The sequence below is a fragment of the Pseudoalteromonas sp. SCSIO_11900 genome (genome assembly GCF_000576475.1).
GTDB lineage: Bacteria > Pseudomonadota > Gammaproteobacteria > Enterobacterales > Alteromonadaceae > Pseudoalteromonas > Pseudoalteromonas tetraodonis.
This window is the reverse complement of sequence record NZ_KK070023.1, coordinates 1-18501: the sequence shown is the minus strand read 5'-3', so window position 1 is coordinate 18501 and position 18501 is coordinate 1. Positions and strand designations below refer to the sequence as shown.

Annotated in this window: 17 protein-coding genes and 2 pseudogenes; 13 read left to right on the top strand and 6 right to left on the bottom strand. The window is 42.5% G+C overall.

The window, feature by feature from the left end; all coding sequences use genetic code 11:
• The first annotated feature begins 257 nt into the window (after window positions 1-257).
• Genes cyoA through cyoE form a run of 5 tightly spaced genes read left to right on the top strand, consistent with a single transcriptional unit; the run spans window position 258 to window position 5081 of the window.
• Window positions 258-1211, top strand: coding sequence for a ubiquinol oxidase subunit II (gene cyoA, locus BG00_RS00080; RefSeq protein ID WP_036979654.1), 954 nt, complete (start codon window positions 258-260; stop codon window positions 1209-1211).
• A gap of 2 nt (window positions 1212-1213) precedes the next feature.
• On the top strand, window positions 1214-3202 hold the full coding sequence (gene cyoB / locus BG00_RS00075) for a cytochrome o ubiquinol oxidase subunit I (protein ID WP_036979652.1): 1989 nt from the start codon (window positions 1214-1216) through the stop codon (window positions 3200-3202).
• Entirely contained in the window at window positions 3199-3831 is a 633-nt protein-coding gene (cyoC, locus tag BG00_RS00070) for a cytochrome o ubiquinol oxidase subunit III (protein ID WP_036979649.1), read from the top strand. The genes cyoB and cyoC overlap by 4 nt, the downstream gene beginning before the upstream one ends.
• Window positions 3831-4187: a cytochrome o ubiquinol oxidase subunit IV gene (gene cyoD, locus BG00_RS00065; protein ID WP_036979647.1), complete on the top strand. Its 357-nt coding sequence runs from the start codon at window positions 3831-3833 to the stop codon at window positions 4185-4187. The genes cyoC and cyoD overlap by 1 nt, the downstream gene beginning before the upstream one ends.
• 9 nt (window positions 4188-4196) lie before the next feature.
• A complete protein-coding gene (gene cyoE, locus BG00_RS00060) occupies window positions 4197-5081 on the top strand; it encodes a heme o synthase (RefSeq protein WP_036979644.1) in 885 nt (294 codons plus the stop codon).
• Window positions 5082-5176: 95 nt separating this feature from the next.
• Here the strand turns inward: cyoE and BG00_RS00055 are convergent, their stop codons facing one another.
• Window positions 5177-5854 (bottom strand): hypothetical protein, encoded by a 678-nt coding sequence (locus BG00_RS00055; protein WP_036983297.1) that lies wholly within the window; start codon window positions 5852-5854, stop codon window positions 5177-5179.
• A gap of 135 nt (window positions 5855-5989) precedes the next feature.
• Entirely contained in the window at window positions 5990-7570 is a 1581-nt protein-coding gene (locus BG00_RS00050; RefSeq protein ID WP_253861342.1) for a phytase, read from the bottom strand.
• Between BG00_RS00050 and BG00_RS17905 the strand changes: the two genes are divergently transcribed.
• The 3 genes from BG00_RS17905 to BG00_RS00040 are packed head-to-tail and all read left to right on the top strand — an operon-like array spanning window position 7545 to window position 8522.
• Window positions 7545-7706, top strand: coding sequence for a hypothetical protein (locus BG00_RS17905; RefSeq protein ID WP_253861341.1), 162 nt, complete (start codon window positions 7545-7547; stop codon window positions 7704-7706). The two genes, BG00_RS00050 and BG00_RS17905, sit on opposite strands and share 26 nt — an antisense overlap.
• Window positions 7682-8221, top strand: a complete 540-nt coding sequence (locus BG00_RS00045) for a GGDEF domain-containing protein (RefSeq protein WP_253861340.1) — start codon at window positions 7682-7684, stop codon at window positions 8219-8221. Before BG00_RS17905 ends, BG00_RS00045 begins: the two co-directional genes overlap by 25 nt.
• Complete coding sequence (locus BG00_RS00040) at window positions 8205-8522, top strand: hypothetical protein (protein ID WP_036979641.1); 318 nt, start codon at window positions 8205-8207, stop codon at window positions 8520-8522. Before BG00_RS00045 ends, BG00_RS00040 begins: the two co-directional genes overlap by 17 nt.
• Here the strand turns inward: BG00_RS00040 and BG00_RS00035 are convergent.
• Window positions 8519-9850 (bottom strand): IS4 family transposase, encoded by a 1332-nt coding sequence (locus tag BG00_RS00035; RefSeq protein ID WP_036979639.1) that lies wholly within the window; start codon window positions 9848-9850, stop codon window positions 8519-8521. The genes BG00_RS00040 and BG00_RS00035 overlap by 4 nt on opposite strands.
• A gap of 93 nt (window positions 9851-9943) precedes the next feature.
• Between BG00_RS00035 and BG00_RS18380 the strand changes: the two are divergent.
• Both BG00_RS18380 and BG00_RS18375 read left to right on the top strand, forming a co-directional pair.
• Window positions 9944-10261 (top strand): annotated as a pseudogene (locus tag BG00_RS18380) (AraC family transcriptional regulator ligand-binding domain-containing protein); the annotation flags it as partial.
• 96 nt (window positions 10262-10357) lie between these two features.
• Window positions 10358-10639, top strand: a complete 282-nt coding sequence (locus BG00_RS18375) for a helix-turn-helix domain-containing protein (RefSeq protein WP_301336083.1) — start codon at window positions 10358-10360, stop codon at window positions 10637-10639.
• Here the strand turns inward: BG00_RS18375 and BG00_RS00025 are convergent, their stop codons facing one another.
• The 3 genes and pseudogenes from BG00_RS00025 to ettA form a co-directional block, all read right to left on the bottom strand.
• Window positions 10640-11548: a histone deacetylase family protein gene (locus BG00_RS00025; protein ID WP_036979636.1), complete on the bottom strand. Its 909-nt coding sequence runs from the start codon at window positions 11546-11548 to the stop codon at window positions 10640-10642.
• A gap of 57 nt (window positions 11549-11605) precedes the next feature.
• Window positions 11606-11713 (bottom strand): annotated as a pseudogene (locus tag BG00_RS17900) (PilZ domain-containing protein); the annotation flags it as partial.
• 157 nt (window positions 11714-11870) lie between these two features.
• A complete protein-coding gene (gene ettA / locus BG00_RS00020; protein ID WP_036979634.1) occupies window positions 11871-13544 on the bottom strand; it encodes an energy-dependent translational throttle protein EttA in 1674 nt (557 codons plus the stop codon).
• Between the two features lie 223 nt (window positions 13545-13767).
• Between ettA and BG00_RS00015 the strand changes: the two genes are divergently transcribed.
• Genes BG00_RS00015 through metH form a run of 3 tightly spaced genes read left to right on the top strand, consistent with a single transcriptional unit; the run spans window position 13768 to window position 18417 of the window.
• Window positions 13768-14715: a homoserine O-succinyltransferase gene (locus BG00_RS00015; RefSeq protein ID WP_036979631.1), complete on the top strand. Its 948-nt coding sequence runs from the start codon at window positions 13768-13770 to the stop codon at window positions 14713-14715.
• Window positions 14705-15778, top strand: coding sequence for a homocysteine S-methyltransferase family protein (locus BG00_RS00010; RefSeq protein ID WP_036979629.1), 1074 nt, complete (start codon window positions 14705-14707; stop codon window positions 15776-15778). The genes BG00_RS00015 and BG00_RS00010 overlap by 11 nt, the downstream gene beginning before the upstream one ends.
• Before the next feature lie 8 nt (window positions 15779-15786).
• The gene (gene metH / locus BG00_RS00005) at window positions 15787-18417 is read left to right on the top strand and encodes a methionine synthase (RefSeq protein WP_036979626.1); all 2631 of its coding nucleotides are present in this window, start codon (window positions 15787-15789) and stop codon (window positions 18415-18417) included.
• Window positions 18418-18501 lie beyond the last annotated feature (84 nt).

The following is an 18501-nucleotide window of genomic DNA, read 5'->3' as shown; positions in this document are numbered from 1 at the left end:
TGTAGCTTAGTGTTTTTTACACACTCTCAGCCAACCACACCTCACCCAAGTTAATTTTTATTGCGTTATATTAATGTGTTTAAAAAGCTGGGTTGGTTCTGCTAGGTGTTTATTATTAAGCCAGTGGTCAATACTTCATGCTTGCATTCGCTCTGCATTATTGTAATTCAATATTAATTAACTTGGGTTTTTATCAAATATCGTTGCTAAATATTTTTGGCAGCTAATAAAAACTCTTTAGGTTTTAGGATAGTCCCTTGTTAATTCGTAACCTTTTTAATATTGCTTTAGCTAGTATGGCGCTGATTTTATCAGGCTGTAATGGCGGGGTACTCGACCCAAAAGGGCAGATAGGTATTGATGAGAAAAATCTGATCATCATCGCCACTGTGCTTATGTTGTTAGTTGTGATCCCCGTTATTGTGATGACTTTATATTTTGCTTGGAAATACAGAGACACACAAAACCATGAAATTTACGCACCAAAATGGGCTCACTCTAATAAGATTGAGGCTGTTGTATGGGCGGTTCCTATTGTTATTGTTGTTATTTTAGGTGTGATCACCTGGCAGTCAACGCAAGAGCTTGACCCCTATAAACCGATAGAAGGTAAAGGTGAACATCTTACTGTTGAAGTGGTGTCACTTAATTGGAAATGGCTATTTATTTACCCTGAACAAGGTATTGCCACGGTGAATGAATTGGTATTTCCAGCCAATGTTCCGGTTGAATACAAAATCACGTCAGAAAGTACCATGAACTCGTTTTTCATCCCTCAGTTAGGTAGTCAAATCTACTCAATGGCGGGCATGGAAACTAGGCTGCATTTAATTGCTAATCAGCCAGGCACATTTAAAGGCTTTTCGGCTAATTACAGTGGCGCAGGTTTTACCGGTATGAAATTTAATGCCATTGCAACGCCAACAAAAGCTGACTTCAACCAGTGGGTTGAACAAGTAAAAAGCAACGCTAATAACCTTACTCATGCCAATTATGTTGAGCTTGCAAAAGCAAGTGAGAACAACCCAGTTGCTTACTATGGCAAGGTTGATGACGGTTTATTTCATACCATAGTGATGAAATACATGCAGGCGCATGGCGATATGAATAAAAAACATCATGCTATGGGTAAACATCAGCAGATGAGTAATGAGCATCAAGCAATGGGTAATCATTCAATGCCATCATCACACAGCCAGGGCGAGGAATAATCATGTCGTTTTTAGGTAAATTATCTATAGATGCAATTCCGTTTCATGAACCTATTATCATGGTTACTATGGCGGTGATTGTTGTTGTCGGGCTTATTATAGCTGGGCTAATAACAAAATATAAAAAATGGGGTGTGCTTTGGCGTGACTGGATCACCTCGGTTGATCATAAACGCTTAGGCGTTATGTACATTTTATTAGCACTAATCATGCTGTTTCGTGGTTTTTCTGATGCCATTATGATGCGTGCACAGTTAGCGCTTGCTACCAGTGGTGCGCCAGGCTATCTGCCGCCAGAGCATTACGATCAAATATTCACCGCTCATGGCGTTATTATGATCATCTTTATGGCGATGCCATTTATGATTGGTTTAATGAATATTGTTGTACCACTGCAAATTGGTGCCCGAGATGTGGCTTTTCCATTTTTAAATAATTTAAGTTTTTGGTTTACCGCTAGTGGCGCCATTTTAATAAATTTATCACTTATATTTGGTGAATTTGCTAAAACAGGCTGGGTTGCTTACCCACCGTTGTCGGAGTTGACCTTTAGCCCTGGGGTGGGGGTCGATTATTATATTTGGGCCTTGCAAATATCGGGGCTCGGTACGCTATTAACCGCTGTTAACTTTCTAGTGACAGTATTTAAAATGCGTGCTCCTGGTATGACTCTGATGAAAATGCCAATTTTCACTTGGGCATGTACGTGGGCAAATATCTTAATTGCAGCATCATTTCCAATTTTAACCGCAGTGCTCGCCATGCTAACGCTAGACCGTTATTTAGATTTCCACTTCTTCACTAATGAAGCAGGCGGTAACGCCATGATGTATATAAACCTGTTTTGGGCATGGGGCCACCCAGAGGTATACATTTTAGTATTACCAGCTTTTGGTATCTTCTCTGAAATAGTGTCGACCTTCACTGGTAAACGTTTATTTGGTTATAAATCGATGGTGTATGCAAGCGGTGCCATTTCTATTCTTGGCTTTATTGTATGGTTACACCACTTCTTTACTATGGGTTCAAGTGCCAATGTAAATGCCTTTTTTGGAGTAATGACCATGGTCATAGCTGTGCCTACTGGGGTTAAGTTATTTAGTTGGTTGTTTACTATTTACCGTGGCCGTTTGCGCATTACAGTGCCCGTACTGTGGACGCTTGGTTTTATGGTTACCTTCAGTATTGGTGGTATGACGGGGGTATTACTAGCAATCCCTGGTGCCGATTATGTATTGCATAACAGCTTATTCTTAATCGCTCATTTTCATAACACCATTATTGGTGGCGCAGTATTTGGCTACTTAGCTGGCTTTGTTTTTTGGTTTCCAAAAGCAATGGGCTTTAAGCTCGATGAGCGTTGGGGTAAAGCATCATTTTGGTGTTGGTTAATCGGTTTCTTCGTAGCCTTTATGCCATTGTATGTACTCGGCTTTTTAGGTATGACACGTCGCTTAAATCACTCTAATAATCCTGATTGGAATATCTGGCTTTATATTGCTGCAGTGGGTGCCGTGATTATTATGTTCGGTATTATTTGCCAAGTTATTCAGCTTTATGTGAGCTTTAAAAACCGCGAAGCGCTTGATGATACGACCGGTGATCCTTGGAACGGCCATACGCTTGAATGGTCAACGTCATCACCACCGCAATACTATAACTTTGCTGAAATCCCGCATGTTGATGATATTGATGCATGGACTGATATGAAAGAAAAAGGCCTAGCTTATCAAGGTAAATCTAGCTATAGCCCAATTCATATGCCAAAAAATACGGCATCGGGTGTGCTTATTGCAGCGAGTTTAACGGCGTTTTGTTTTGCCATGATCTGGCATATTTGGTGGCTAGCAGGGCTTGGTTTTATTGGTGCAATTGCGCTATTTATTAACCGCGCTTACACCAGCGATGTAGATTACTACGTGCAAAACGATGAAATATTACAAATTGAAGGCGCGCATATTGCCAGTAATACGAAGGAGGTAAGCGCATGAGTACGTTATCTGCAACTCAAGGCCATGTAAATTTAGAGCCTCATAGCGTAAGTCATACGCATGAGCATCACGATACCTCTGGCGATACAATCTTTGGCTTTTGGCTTTATTTAATGACCGATTGCCTTTTATTTGCCTCATTTTTTGCAACCTACGCAGTGCTTTATATGAACACCGCAGGTGGTGTATCGGGCAAAGATATTTTTGAGCTTGATTTTGTTGCCGTAGAAACTGCGGCGCTACTTATAAGTAGTATTACTTTTGGTTTTGCCATGATTGCCGCTCAGGGGAAAAAAAAGGCGCTGACGCTTGGTTGGCTCGCGGTCACTTTTTGTTTAGGCGCGGTGTTTATTGGTATGGAAATTTATGAGTTTCATCATTTAATTGTTCATGGCAATGGCCCACAGCAAAGTGCTTTTTTAACCTCGTTTTTCTCATTAGTGGGTTTGCATGGTTTACATGTAACTGCAGGCCTTATTTGGATGAGCATAATGATGATTGAAGTGATCAAGCGCGGTTTAGGTAAACAAACCGTCACGCGCTTAAGTTGCTTAAGCTTATTTTGGCACTTTTTAGATATTGTGTGGATTTGTGTATTTACTGTTGTTTATTTAATGGGAGCAATGTAATGAGCCATAGCGAAACGCATGCTTTAGCGCAAATGCAAAGCCAACATCATGATCAGTCACACGGCAGTGTAAAAACCTATCTTATTGGTTTTGTATTGTCAGTGATTTTAACGGCCATTCCATTTTGGATGGTGATGGAGGGCGATTTTTCAAAAGTCATGACGCTTTGGAGTATCGTTACTTTTGCAATCGTGCAAATTTGGGTGCATTTAAAATACTTTTTACACCTTAATTTCACCACTGATGAAGGCAAAGCGAATACCTTTACCTTCTTGTTTAGCGCGTTGATCATCGTCATGGTGGTTGGACTGTCTGTTTGGATCATTTATGAATCAAACGCAATGATGATGTATTAGAGGTTTCAGATGTTTCGCCGTTATTTAGCTGTTACTAAGCCAGGTATTATTATGGGGAATTTGATCAGCGTTGCCGGTGGTTTTTTACTTGCCGCCCGCGGTGATATAGACCCATGGTTAATGTTGGTTACCTTGGTTGGTTTATCGCTTGTTGTTGCATCGGGATGTGCCATAAACAATGTTATAGATAGAGACATTGATGTTGCTATGGCGCGTACTCGCTCACGTGTAACTGTAACGGGCGAAATGTCTGCAAAAGCCGCTTTAAGCCATGGCGTGTTATTAGGGCTAATTGGCTTTGGCTTATTAATCGGCTTTACCACTCAAGCAGCGGTATTTTTTGCCGCCTTTGGCTATGTGATTTATGTCGGCGTGTACAGCCTCTACATGAAACGCAACTCTGTTTACGGCACCTTTATTGGTAGTCTGTCGGGCGCAGTTCCTCCTGTTGTTGGCTATTGCGCCGTTACGGGTGTGTTCGATATGGGTGCATTAATACTGCTGGTGATGTTTAGTTTGTGGCAAATGCCGCACTCATATGCGATTGCTATTTTTCGCTTTAAAGATTACCAAGCCGCTAATATTCCAGTATTGCCCGTGGCGCAAGGGGTTAATAAAGCTAAGCGCCATATTGTGCTTTATATTGCGGTATATGCTTTAGTGGTGATGCTATTGCCAATTAGTGGTTATACCGGTGCTGCCTTTATGGCCGTTGCCTGTATTACGAGTTTTTGGTGGTTACTCATGGCACTTAGAGGATACCGCTACAACATAGATACTACCCGTTGGGCACGCCAAGTGTTTGCGTTTTCTATTATTAATATTACCGCTTTGAGTATTGCGATGGCGGTAGATTATCAAACAATTGCGCCACAATTAGTGGCGCTAAACTGATCTTATCTGATCAGTGAACCGAGTTAATTCCCAAAGTTAACCAAAGGCTCTGAGCATTGCGAGGAGCCTTTTTTCGTCCCTAAAACAAAGCTAAATTATTTACTTAAGCTTTCAGCATCATAAAACATGGGTTTCAATGTGCCACAATTTATAAACTTATAATTGAGCTCATCAGCAGAGGGCACTTCAGTTGAGGTGCGAAACTTTTGTAAACAGGCACCACTTAAATTAACAAACATTATATGATGATAGCTTGGTGGCTGAGTTATTTGGTGAATATAAATACGCTCGTTATTTTTTAGCGTAACCATATCGTACTGTTGCCATTTTGAGGCTGGGCTTAAATCAGTTAGCTCACGAGTAAATAACTGCTCGCTAAGCTCTATTAATTTATCACTATAAACTAAGCTACCTCCTTGTCTAAAATCTCCAAGATACACATCTGCGGTAATCGCGACTTCTTCGCCTCGCATTAAGCGTTGAATATTAAACGGCTTTGGTTTTACTGTAACTAACTCAGCATCGCGTACTAAATTTAAAAATGGAATATCAGATACATCTACCTTGTACATAACATGCACATCATAAGGAAGCTCAAAGCTTGGAATGTTAATCGCGTATACACTTGAACCTTTATTAACCAACACCATAGCATGCTCTGCTTCATACTTGGGGTTCAATGGCGGAAGTTCTGGTGGCTCTTCGGCATTAACAAGCGAGCTGGTACAAAATATAATGCTGATAAATAAATATACGAAGTAGGGTAGCCGCATAATAACCTCAATTAATTTATAGATATAAAGTGTAGTATACATTTATACATAATTATCTTCATTCATATTTTAGTAAAGCTTAAACGTGATACACACTAAAGCTTTAGTGTGTATCAGTACATTTTGGGTTAGCTATTATCTAATTGCTTTTTTCACTTCGCGCCAGTCAATAATTTTAAAGTTTTGTGGTTGTAGAGGCATGCGATTGTAGCCATCTTGTACTATAAGCATGCCTTCGGGGTAACCTGGCAAAGCCGTTGCTGTAACGGTTAAACCGTCAGTTTCACCTACGCCATCAATGCCTTTATCTAGGTTTGCAATTACATTAAACTTACCTGCAAAGCTTAGACTCGGCTCTTTGTCATCTGAGATTTTATAAAGCACATAGCTATTATCGCCTTGGCTTGATACTACTAAATAGCGAGCATCATTAGCATAATAAATTTCCATACCTTCAACATCTGCCACCAGTTGCTCATTAACACTTTGTAGCTTTACTGCTTTGTTACCAGCGGTAGGCTCTGCACCGATATACCAAATGCCTGCATCTTCTTCACCTGCAAATAGTTGGCCTAGATTATCATCAGCACTACAGCCTTCAGGTTGGCTTGGTAGAGTAAACTCTCTAACCAGTTCACCACTTAAATTACTTTGCTCACCGGTGAGTTTATACTGCTGAAATAAACCTGATTTATCATTAACAAACACGTAATAGCCAGACTCAGAGGAATACATACACATACCGTAAACCTCAGGTAGGTTAGTCGCTATTTCTGTTACATGGTTTACTTGGTTATCACTATCGACAGTAAATACGCTAATGCTATTAAGAGTACGGTTACTGGCTGTGATCCAAGTGTGAGTTTCGTTGTTTATACCTTGATGTTGACGCACATCAACATTATTTAAACGCCCTATATTTAGCGATTGTACTTTGTTGCCAGCAAGGTCATAAACCATCAAGCCGCGACGTTTATCAGTGCCTAAAATTAAGCTGTTTTTAGCGTCTTGCTCATTTATCCAAATAGCCGGATCATCTGCTGCATCACCAAATGCTGCAACCGGTGTTGTTTGTGCGCTGGCATGAAGGTGAGTCATCGCGACATTGTTTTGTGAAGTCGCTGTTTGCGCTGTGTAGTTAATGTTTGCTTGAATGTAAGCGCCTGTTTCATCATCAATTAAAACCAGCTGGGCTTGGCTGTCATTGATAAAGCTCGCTGCAACAGACTCTATTGTGGGCTCACCTGCCAGTGACCATTGGCTTAGCTTGTCTGTTTGAGCTTGGTAAGCATAAACCACATTACCATCAGTGGCACTGAGCCATAATGTACCGTCTTGTGATACCGATAGGGCCCCAATTTCACTGTTTAATTCGCCGTAGGGTTGTACCAAAGCCACAGGCTGCTTATTGGCATCAGATTCTGCATCCGCGTTAATGGCCCACACACCTAACTTTGCCTCACCCACATACAGGGTTTTTGTGTCGTCATTTACTGCACAACCTGAAGCCTCTGTGACTGCAGAGAACTCACGTACTGCGATATTTTTAGCTTGGTTAGTGGCTAAATCATATATAACCGTTTCGCTGATCAGGCCGCGAACATCTGGCACAAACGCTGATACAGTCTCGGTATTGCTGTTTTTAAATAAACACACTGCATTAGGCTGAGCTTGAGGCGGACTAATACGAGTGAGTTCATTTAGCTGCCCAGCCACACTCGATTTACTCGATGAGTGGTTAAAGCAACCTTCACAATTATGGCTCACCTGGTTTGAGTCACTACCAGCGCCGTTTGGTATGTCGCTTACCAGCGCAGGGCTTTATTATTGGCATCAGAGCAATTTGTTTTAAATCGTCAATTGCGTCGTCGTGAAGCGCATCTTCGCGAACATGAAAAAGTCTGTCCGGTAACAGGGTTATACCGAGTTAACTACTTACATTCACTGATGCAGCAACGCCAAACAGAGCAGCAATCCGCCACTTTAGGTGTTATTGATATTCGTGATTTTGCAAAGTTTAATGCGCAGTTTGGTTTTAGTGAAGGTGATAGGTTACTAAGAGAAATTAGTGATTTACTAGTAATGAATTGCCGTTTGAATGATGTGCTTTGTCGCTATGCTGGCGATTGTTTTATTGTGCTTATGCCGAATACCAGCCAAAGCCAAGCCAAAGAATTACTAGCGCAAATGAAAGCGGCGCTTAACCATTGTGCGTTTAAAGTCGCAAAAAGCAAAGGCGCACAGTTTCAGCATATTTTAACCGCCACCATGGCAATGGATTTAGCGCAAGATCCAGTGCAGCAAACCAGTCAGTTACATCAACAATTACAAAAAGAAAAGGCCCTTGTAGGTGCAGCAGTATATTAGCCTAGATGATAAATACCTCAGCGCGGAGGGAATGATCACTGCGCTGGTGGAGCTTGCTCAAGGACGAGGGATCCCGCTGCATAAATTGCTGCGTGGTACGGGTATTTTTGAGCAAGATTTATATGATCTATCACAGCGCTTTAGTTTATTGCAGTTATTGGCATTAATTAGCCAGTTTAAAACCTTAATGAAGAGTAACGACAGTGGTTTTTTACTGGGTCATCAATTGGTTAATGATGTTAGCCCTGCGGTGCAAAGTGTGCGTTTAGGCCCCACACTAGGTGTAACACCACTCGTTTAAGAACGAGTGGTGTTTTTTCGTTTATATCTAACCGGATATTTTTGTGTCTTTGCCAGCACCGCTCGCGGATAAGCTTTTCGCTTTCTTTTCTCCGGTAATATTAGCCGTTTACCGTTTTCACGTAGTTCTTTTAGCTTTTTAGGGATTGTCCCTGGGCTTCGACCTGAACACCATAAAAACTCGTCTTGTATGAGATATAATGCGTTAATAAAACTGATGCGTAATGGCTCAACTTTATGGGCTTTAGCCATCTCTGCCATTTCAAGTCTCACGATATTATATGATGTCAGAATACCCCAGAGCTCTTGATAAATACCTTCCTGTTTCAGGCTCCGTAATGCTGGTTTATTTGATAGTTGATACTGCTTGAGCTCACCATAGCCTCGCTCTATTTCCCATCGTTGCCAATACACATCGAGTAGCGCTTTCAGCGGGTACTTTTCTGGACAGACGCATGAGGTGATGAACCCTTTTATTTCCCCTTTAGGTGTCGGAATTTGAATAAGCCTTGCTTGCCATGTATCACCTAGGTAAGGGGCTGATTTCTTAGCTTGTGGTGAAATAGGCATTGTTATTAAGTGGTCGTAATCGCTAAATGACTCCGTTATTTCATAGCGCATTTTGCTTTTGATGGGCGTAAGCCAATGATGATTTTCGCTAACGCCTTGCCAGCTCGTAAATAGTTCAGCCGAAAAGAAACCTCTATCAAATAGCGTCAATGAATATTCAGGTGCTGAGCCAACAAGCTGTTGAGCATAATGAATTTCACTTTGAGTAATGGGGCCAAACGCTGCATCGGATATTAAATGCGTTCTTGTCGACATCAAGGTCACAGCAAGTACTGAGGGGAAGTTTGTTGTCGATTTAGCATAGCCAAAGTGACGGTTACTCGGTGTATCTTGAGTTTTAAATTGTGTACCGTCAATGCTGAGCAGCTTTAAACCACACACGTCATCAAAAGTTTGCGACTGCTCCCACTGCGTTGCTGTATGTTTAAAAAGGTGTTTCATAGGCGCTGCGCCTAGCTTTTCTTTCCCTTTTATAATACTGCTAGTCGCCAATGGTGGAAGCTCTCCTTTAGCGTCAGGAAAAGCGAGCTCTAGTTTGTCACAGACTTCAGATATTGAGCGGTTTCTTAATAAACCAATCCCTAATACAAGCCAAGCAGCTTGCTCGGCGGGGAAACGTCGTTTACGCACAGAGGCTCTTCCTGTTTGAGTAACGGCTGCTTCAATCCACTCAAGGGGAATATGCTTAGTAAACGAATCAATATCACGATCTTGGCTAAACTCAGTAGTAAGGTGTAATTCTTTAATAAATTCAGACATAAAAATAGGCCACAACTTTTGTTGTAGCCTATTATGAAGCCTCTGAAAGATCGTTCAATTAACTTAAACGATCCGCATTAAACACTAGGTGCCTCTTTAAAGCAATTACATAAAATACAAGCGATGCTTGCCCCCTTATTTTTTACTCGTAAGCATATTTTCCAAAATGATTTCTATCTGTACTTGCAACCGAATGTAGGTATGGACGAGCCTTTAAAAAATTATTGTTTTGAAATATACAGCGCTGCGCTAATGAGCTTACTAAAAAGAGTGAGAGATCACTACCCGCACTGTTATTTTGATTTTACTTGTAAACGCCCGCGTCATATTCAAGAGTATGAGCAGCATTTAGGTTTACGGGTACGATTTGAACAACCCTATACCCGTTGGCATTTTGATAAACAATTGCTTAAGTGCCCAAACCCAGAGTCGAGTCCATTGCGCTGGCAGCAGTGCATAGCGCAAAGTGAGTTAAATAAGAATGTATCACAGTCTTTTGTTGAGGCTGTGTGCCAGCGCATTTACCGTGATAAAAACAACAGCCTTGCTAACAGTGCTGAGCACTTTGCTATGAGCCCTGCTACGTTTAAACGTAAGTTAAAACAACATGGTGTTAGCTATTCGCAATTACAAGATGAGCAAAATAAACTTAAAGCACTGCATTTACTGGGGGTGTGCCAGCAAGGCAATGAACAAGTCGCGATGCGATTAGCATTTTATGATATTCCTAATTTTCGCCGAGCTTTTAAGCGTTGGACCGGCATTACGCCGAGTCAGTTAAAAATATAATTAAAAACTAGCCGCTTGCTCAATAACAATGCCGTGGCGCTGTGCTAGTCGCTGATGATCTCTGTCATAACCACCGCCAATTACAGTGGCCACTGGGGTGTTATTTGCAAGGCAGCGTTTAAGCACTATGTGGTCGCGCTTTTCTATTCCTTGCCAACTAATATCCAGTTTACCTAAGCCATCTTCTTGCCAAATATCAACGCCAGCATCGTATAAAACCAGATCTGGGTTAAGCTCGTGTAATAAAAATTGCAGGGTATCGTCAACAATACCTATGTATTCAGCGTCTTGCATATTATTGGCTAAACCAATATCTAAATCGCTAGGGGACTTTCTAAACGGGAAGTTTTTCTCACAGTGTATTGAACAGGTAAACGCATAAGGTTGATGAGCCAGCATGGCTGCCGTGCCATCACCTTGGTGAACATCTAAATCAAAAATCAGTACGTTGGTTACTTCACGGTTTTGAATTAACGTTTGTGCGGTAAAAGCTAAATCGTTCACCATGCAAAAACCCGAACCAAAATCACTATGGGCATGGTGAGTGCCGCCCGCTAAATGGCACGCAAGCCCATTTTTAAGTGCTAAACGCGCGGTTTGCAGTGTCCCTAATGGTGCGGTAAATGTGCGATTCATTAGTGCTTGTGACCAAGGTAGGCCTATACGGCGCATGGCTTTTTCATCTAGGCGGTTATGCCATAAATCGTGAATATAGTTTTCACAGTGCACTATTTCTAACTCTTCAACACGACCATGTGGTGGCTCTATGATATTGCTGCCAGCAAGTCCAAGGGTTTTAACATGCTGGTATAACAGCGCAAATTTACTCATTACAAAGCGGTGTTTGGGATCAAAACTAAACGAGTAATTAGGATGATAAACTAAAGGTAGATTGGGATTTAAACTCATATCTGCGTCGTTTAATTATTTTTGGTTATGGTAATCAACTTCACGCAGTGCGTCTATTTATGTTTGGTAAATAAGCGTTTCAAGCTCACGGTGTAATAATGTTTCATCAGCAAGGTTTAGTTCAACCAAGCGCTTTAAATGCGTAATGCTGTTTATATCAATGTTAATTGCCGACGGTTTTGCATAATAATCTTATAAAGTTATTATTTATAATAAGCATAGCTGGTAATGCTTAACACGCCAATTTGCTCAAAGCTAAAAATAGCTTGCATAAAAAAGCCCCGCATAAAATGCAGGGCTTTTAACTTATTAACGGTGGCTGTTAGCCAATTTTTTTGTACTTAATACGCTTAGGCTGTGCAGCTTCTGCGCCAAGGGTCTTTTTAAGCCACTCTTCGTACTCAGTGTAGTTACCATCAAAGAAGTTAATTTGGCCTTCGTCGCGGTAATCTAAAATGTGCGTTGCAATACGGTCAAGGAACCAACGGTCATGCGATATACACATTACACAGCCTGGGAACTCTAAAATAGCGTTCTCAAGGGCGCGAAGTGTTTCAACATCAAGGTCATTGGTTGGTTCATCCAGTAGTACTACGTTACCACCGGCTTTTAAAAGCTTAGCAAGGTGTAAACGGTTACGCTCACCACCAGATAAGTCTTTAACAAATTTTTGCTGATCGTTACCTTTAAAGTTAAAACGGCTAACGTAAGCACGGCTTGGGAACTCAAAGTTACCAATTTTTAGCACGTCTTGGCCGTCAGAAATCTCTTCAAATACAGTTTTGCTTTCGTCCATGTTGCCACGGAACTGATCAACGGTTGCAAGCTCTACAGTTTCACCTACGCTAATGCTGCCGCTATCTGGTTGTTCTTCGCCACTTAGCATTTTAAATAGGGTTGATTTACCCGCGCCATTGGCACCAATAATACCCACAATAGCGCCTTTAGGCATGCTAAAGCTTAAATCATCAATTAAAACACGGTCGCCAAAGCTTTTACGTAAGTTGTTTACTTCTAATACTTGGTCACCTAAACGTGGGCCAGGTGGAATAAACAATTCGTTGGTTTCGTTACGTTTTTGGTAATCAGACTGCTGTAGCTCGCTAAACTGTGCCATACGCGCTTTTGACTTAGCTTGACGACCTTTAGGGTTTGAACGCACCCATTCAAGTTCTTGTGCAATTGATTTTTGACGTGCTTTTTCAGATTTTTGCTCTTGTTGTAAGCGGGCATCTTTTTGCTCAAGCCAAGAAGAGTAGTTACCTTCCCACGGAATACCTTCACCACGGTCAAGCTCTAGTATCCAGCCAGCCACATTATCAAGGAAGTAACGGTCATGCGTTACCGCCACAACAGTGCCTTCGTAGTCATGTAAGAAGCGCTCAAGCCAAGCAACCGACTCAGCATCTAAGTGGTTAGTTGGTTCATCGAGAATAAGCATATCTGGTTTTTCGAGTAATAAACGACAAATAGCAACACGGCGGCGCTCACCACCTGATAAGTGCTCAATTTTAGCATCCCACTCAGGTAAACGAAGTGCATCGGCAGCGCGCTCTAAAACGTTATCGATGTTGTGACCATCGTGCGCTTGAATAATCGCTTCAAGCTCGCCTTGCTCTTTTGCTAGGGCGTCAAAGTCAGCGTCTTCCATTGCGTACTCGTTGTACACTTCGTCAAGGCGGTTAAGGGCATGCTTTACTTCGCCAACAGCTTCTTCAACTATTTCGCGTACTGTTTTGCTTTCATCCAGTACTGGCTCTTGCGGTAAGTAACCAATTTTAGTACCAGGTTGAGGGCGAGCTTCACCTTCAAAGTCTTGGTCAACACCGGCCATAATGCGAAGTAATGTAGATTTACCAGCACCATTTAAACCTAGTACACCAATTTTAGCACCAGGGAAAAAGTGCAACGAAATATCTTTTAAAATTGTGCGCTTAGGTGGCACAACTTTAGATACTCGATTCATCGAGAATATAAACTTATCAGGTAAAACCATGGAGGAAAGCCTTCAAATAATAATAAAAATTTCAATGCTGTATTGTAGTTGTTGAGGGGTTAAACAGTCAACGAATGGGGCTGTTTTAAAGTACATATTCAATTTGTACAAACTGGGTGAATAAATTCATTTAGACATCTATACATCTAGAGGTTGATATTTTTAGCATTCTGTTCATAATGAGAGCGTATAAATTCTCGGTTTTTATGAGTAGGAGTAAAATATGCCAATCACAGTAAAAGACGAGCTACCGGCTATTGCCCGTTTGCGTGAAGAAAATGTGTTTGTAATGCCAAAAAGCCGTGCAAAAACGCAAGAAATTCGCCCAATGCGTTTGGCTATTTTAAATTTAATGCCTAATAAAGTAGAAACCGAAGTACAGTTTATTCGTTTGCTTGCTAATTCTCCTTTGCAAGTAAATGTAGAGCTATTGCGCTTAGATACGCACCGCAGCAGTAGCAACTCAGAAGAGCACTTAGATACCTTTTACCGTTATTTCTCTGAGGTAAAAGATAATAACTACGATGCGTTAATTGTTACCGGCGCGCCACTAGCACACCTTGAATACGGCGATGTAGCCTACTGGGATGAGCTAAAAGTGATTATTGACTGGGCAGAGCAACACGTTACCTCCACACTTTACTCATGCTGGGCGGCGCATGCGGCGTTGTATCATCGTTACAATTTAAAACGTGATTTAAAAAAAGATAAGCTCTGTGGCGTGTTTACCCACCAGTGTTATTTTGATCACGGAGCACTTACTCGTGGCTTCGACGACACCTTTTTAGTGCCGCACTCACGTTATGGCCACATTGATATAAATAAAATTAATGCCTGCGACGATATAGTGGTATTGGCAGGCTCTGAAAAAGTAGGCGCTTACTTAATGAAAAATAAGTCGGGCAGCCAAGTGTTTATAACCGGCCACCCAGAATACGATGCCGACACATTAAAAGCAGAGTACGAACGCGATTTACAAAAAAGCCCAGACGCGCCAAAACCCGAAAACTATTTTCCAGATAACGATGCAAGTAAAAAGCCGTCTAAAACGTGGCAAAGCCACGCCTTTTTACTGTTTTCAAACTGGTTAAATTACTACGTGTACCAAACTACACCTTATGATATTAATTTAGTTAGCCAAGATGTGAGGACTAACAACTATGCCGAATAACGTGCCAAACAAAAATAAGCAAAGCGAATTAAGCGCTGCGCTAAAACAGCGTATTTTAATTTTAGATGGTGCAATGGGCACTATGATCCAAACTCACAAGCTTGAAGAAGAAGACTACCGCGGTGAGCGCTTTAAAGACTGGCACGTGCTAATAAAAGGCAATAACGATTTATTAAGCCTTACCAAGCCCGAGTTAATTGCTGATATACACCGCAGCTTTTTAGCCGCCGGTGCGGATATTATTGAAACCAACACGTTTAACTCGACCACCATTTCGATGGAAGATTACGACATGGCAAGCATAAGCCGTGAGGTAAACCTAGAGTCGGCTAAATTAGCACGCGCAATATGTGACGAGTTCACTGCTAAAAACCCAGAAAAGCCACGCTATGTAGCCGGTGTGTTAGGGCCAACCTCTAAAACCTGTTCTATCTCGCCAGATGTAAACGACCCAGGCTATCGTAATATTACCTTTGATAAGCTGGTTACTGCGTATGTTGAGTCTACTCTTGCATTAATGGAAGGCGGCGCTGATTTAATACTTATTGAAACCATTTTCGACACCCTCAATGCAAAAGCAGCCTCATTCGCAGTAGAAGAAGCGTTTGAGCAAGCAGGGCGCACATTACCTGTAATGATCTCGGGCACCATTACCGATGCCTCAGGGCGAACGCTTTCGGGGCAAACAACTGAGGCATTTTATAACTCTATTCGCCATATAAAACCTATTTCGATTGGCCTTAACTGCGCCCTTGGCCCCGATTTACTTCGCCAATACGTAGAAGAGCTTTCGCGCGTATGCGAAACATTTACCTCAGTACACCCTAACGCGGGCTTACCCAATGAGTTTGGTGAGTATGACCTAGAAGCAGAGGACATGGCTGCCGAGATTATCGATTGGGGTAAATCGGGCTTTATAAATATTGTTGGTGGTTGCTGTGGCACTACGCCTGCGCACATTCGTGCCTTTGCCAAAGGGCTTGAAGGGGTTAAACCTCGCCCATTACCAGAGCTTGATGTACGCATGCGTTTATCAGGCCTTGAAGCCTGTAACTTAAACTAGGAGCCAACATGACACAGCAAATTGCAGTATTTACCAATGTTGGTGAGCGTACCAACGTAACCGGCTCGGCCATGTTTAAACGTTTGATCATGGAAGAAGACTACGAGACCGCCCTTAATGTTGCTCGCGAACAAGTAGAAAATGGCGCCCAAGTTATTGATATAAACATGGACGAAGCCATGTTGGACTCAAAGGCGGCCATGGTTAAGTTTTTAAACTTAATTGCATCAGAGCCTGATATATCTAAAGTGCCTATAATGGTCGACTCCTCTAAATGGGATGTAATAGAGGCAGGACTTAAATGTATTCAAGGCAAGGGCATTGTTAACTCCATTTCACTTAAAGAGGGCGAAGAGCCATTTAAGCGCCAAGCTAAAATTATTAAACGCTTTGGTGCCGCCGCTGTTGTAATGGCATTTGATACCGACGGCCAAGCCGATACTGCCGATCGTAAGTTTGAAATTTGTGAGCGCAGCTACCGTATTTTGGTCGACGAAATTGGCTTTCCGCCAGAAGACATTATATTCGACCCTAATATATTTGCCGTAGCCACCGGTATAGAAGAGCACGACAACTACGCTGTGGAATTTATTGAAGGCACCCGCCGTATTAAGCAAAACTTACCGCACTGTAAAGTGTCGGGCGGGGTGTCAAATGTATCGTTTTCGTTTAGAGGTAATAACCCCGTACGTGAAGCGATTCACTCGGTATTTTTATACCACGCGATAAAAGCGGGTATGGATATGGGCATAGTAAACGCAGGGCAACTTGCGGTTTACGACGACATCCCCGAAGAACTTCGTAAAGCCGTAGAAGATGTAATTCTTAACACCGACCCCGGTGCGGGCGAGCGCCTTGTAGAACTTGCGCCTAAATATTCAGGCATGGCACAAGCCGAACGCGTAGAAGATTTAGAATGGCGCACATGGCCTGTTGAAAAGCGCCTAGAGCATGCGCTTGTTAAAGGTATAACCACCTTTATAGATGAAGACACGGAAGCGTGCCGCGCAGGCGCCGATAAACCTATTCACGTGATTGAAGGGCCATTGATGGATGGCATGAACGTGGTAGGGGATTTATTTGGTGCCGGTAAAATGTTTTTGCCGCAAGTTGTTAAATCAGCCCGTGTAATGAAGCGCGCAGTGGCCTACCTAGACCCATTTATTGAAGCCGAAAAAGAAGAAGGCGCCACTAATGGTAAAGTGGTTATGGCCACCGTAAAAGGTGACGTGCACGACATAGGTAAAAATATTGTAGGCGTGGTACTGCAATGTAATAACTACGAAGTAATCGACTTAGGCGTAATGGTACCTGCCGAAAAAATACTGCAAACAGCTATCGACGAAAAAGCCGATATTATAGGCCTTTCTGGCTTAATTACCCCATCGCTTGACGAAATGGTACACGTAGCCAAAGAAATGACCCGCCGAGGTTTTGAATTACCCCTTATGATTGGCGGCGCAACCACCTCAAAAGCGCATACCGCAGTAAAAATAGAGCCGCAGTACGACAAAGGCGTGGTGTATGTAAATAACGCCAGCCGGGCAGTGGGCGTGGTATCGAGCTTGTTATCTAAAGAGCTAAAACCCGCCTTTTTAGAAAAAACCAAAGCCGAATACGACAAAGTACGCGAACAACAAGCGCGCAAAAAGCCGCGCTCAAAACCGGTTACCATACAGCGCGCCCGCGATAATGCTGCAAAGCTCGATTGGGATAACTACACCCCACCCGTGCCGAAAAAGCTGGGTGTGACCGAATTTAAAAATGTATCAATTTCGACTTTACGTAAATACATAGACTGGACGCCGTACTTTATGACCTGGTCAATCGCCGGTAAATATCCGCGCATAATGGACGATGAAGTCGTTGGTGAGCAAGCACGTAGCTTATTTAAAGACGCTAACGATATGCTCGACGACCTTGAAAAGTCAGGTGCTTTGCAACCTTTAGGTGTCATTGGTTTATTCCCTGCAAACCGCGTGGGGGATGATATAGAAATTTACACCGACGAAACTCGCAAAGAGTTGTTAGCCACCTCGTGCCATTTACGCCAGCAAACCGAAAAAACCGACTTTGCTAATTACTGTTTAGCCGACTACATTGCGCCAAAAGGCATACCTGATTACTTTGGTGCGTTTGCGGTAACGGGCGGCCTAGAAGAGGACGACCTCGCCAATGCGTTCGATGCCAAGCAAGACGACTACAATAAAATAATGGTTAAAGCAGTTGCCGACAGGCTCGCCGAAGCCTTTGCAGAATACCTACACGAGCAAGTGCGTAAAGAGTATTGGGGATATGCACCAGATGAAAACCTGCCTAACGATGAACTCATTCGCGAAAACTACCAAGGTATTCGCCCAGCGCCTGGTTACCCAGCGTGCCCAGAGCACACCGAGAAAAAGAAAATTTGGCAACTACTCGATACCGAAAAGCGCATTGGTATGCAGCTCACCAGCTCCTACGCCATGTGGCCAGGTGCTGCTGTTTCGGGCTGGTATTTCTCACACCCAGAGGCAAAATACTACGCCGTAGCCGCGGTGCAAAAGGATCAGGTAGAAGATTACGCCAAGCGAACTAATATGACACTCGCAGAGGCTGAAAGATGGCTATCGCCTAACTTGGGGTATGAGCCGGAATAAAAAAGCAGCTGTCAGTTATCAGTAAATACAAAAAAACGAGCCCAAAGTGGCGTAATGCAGATCAGTTAAGAATATTTTTATGAT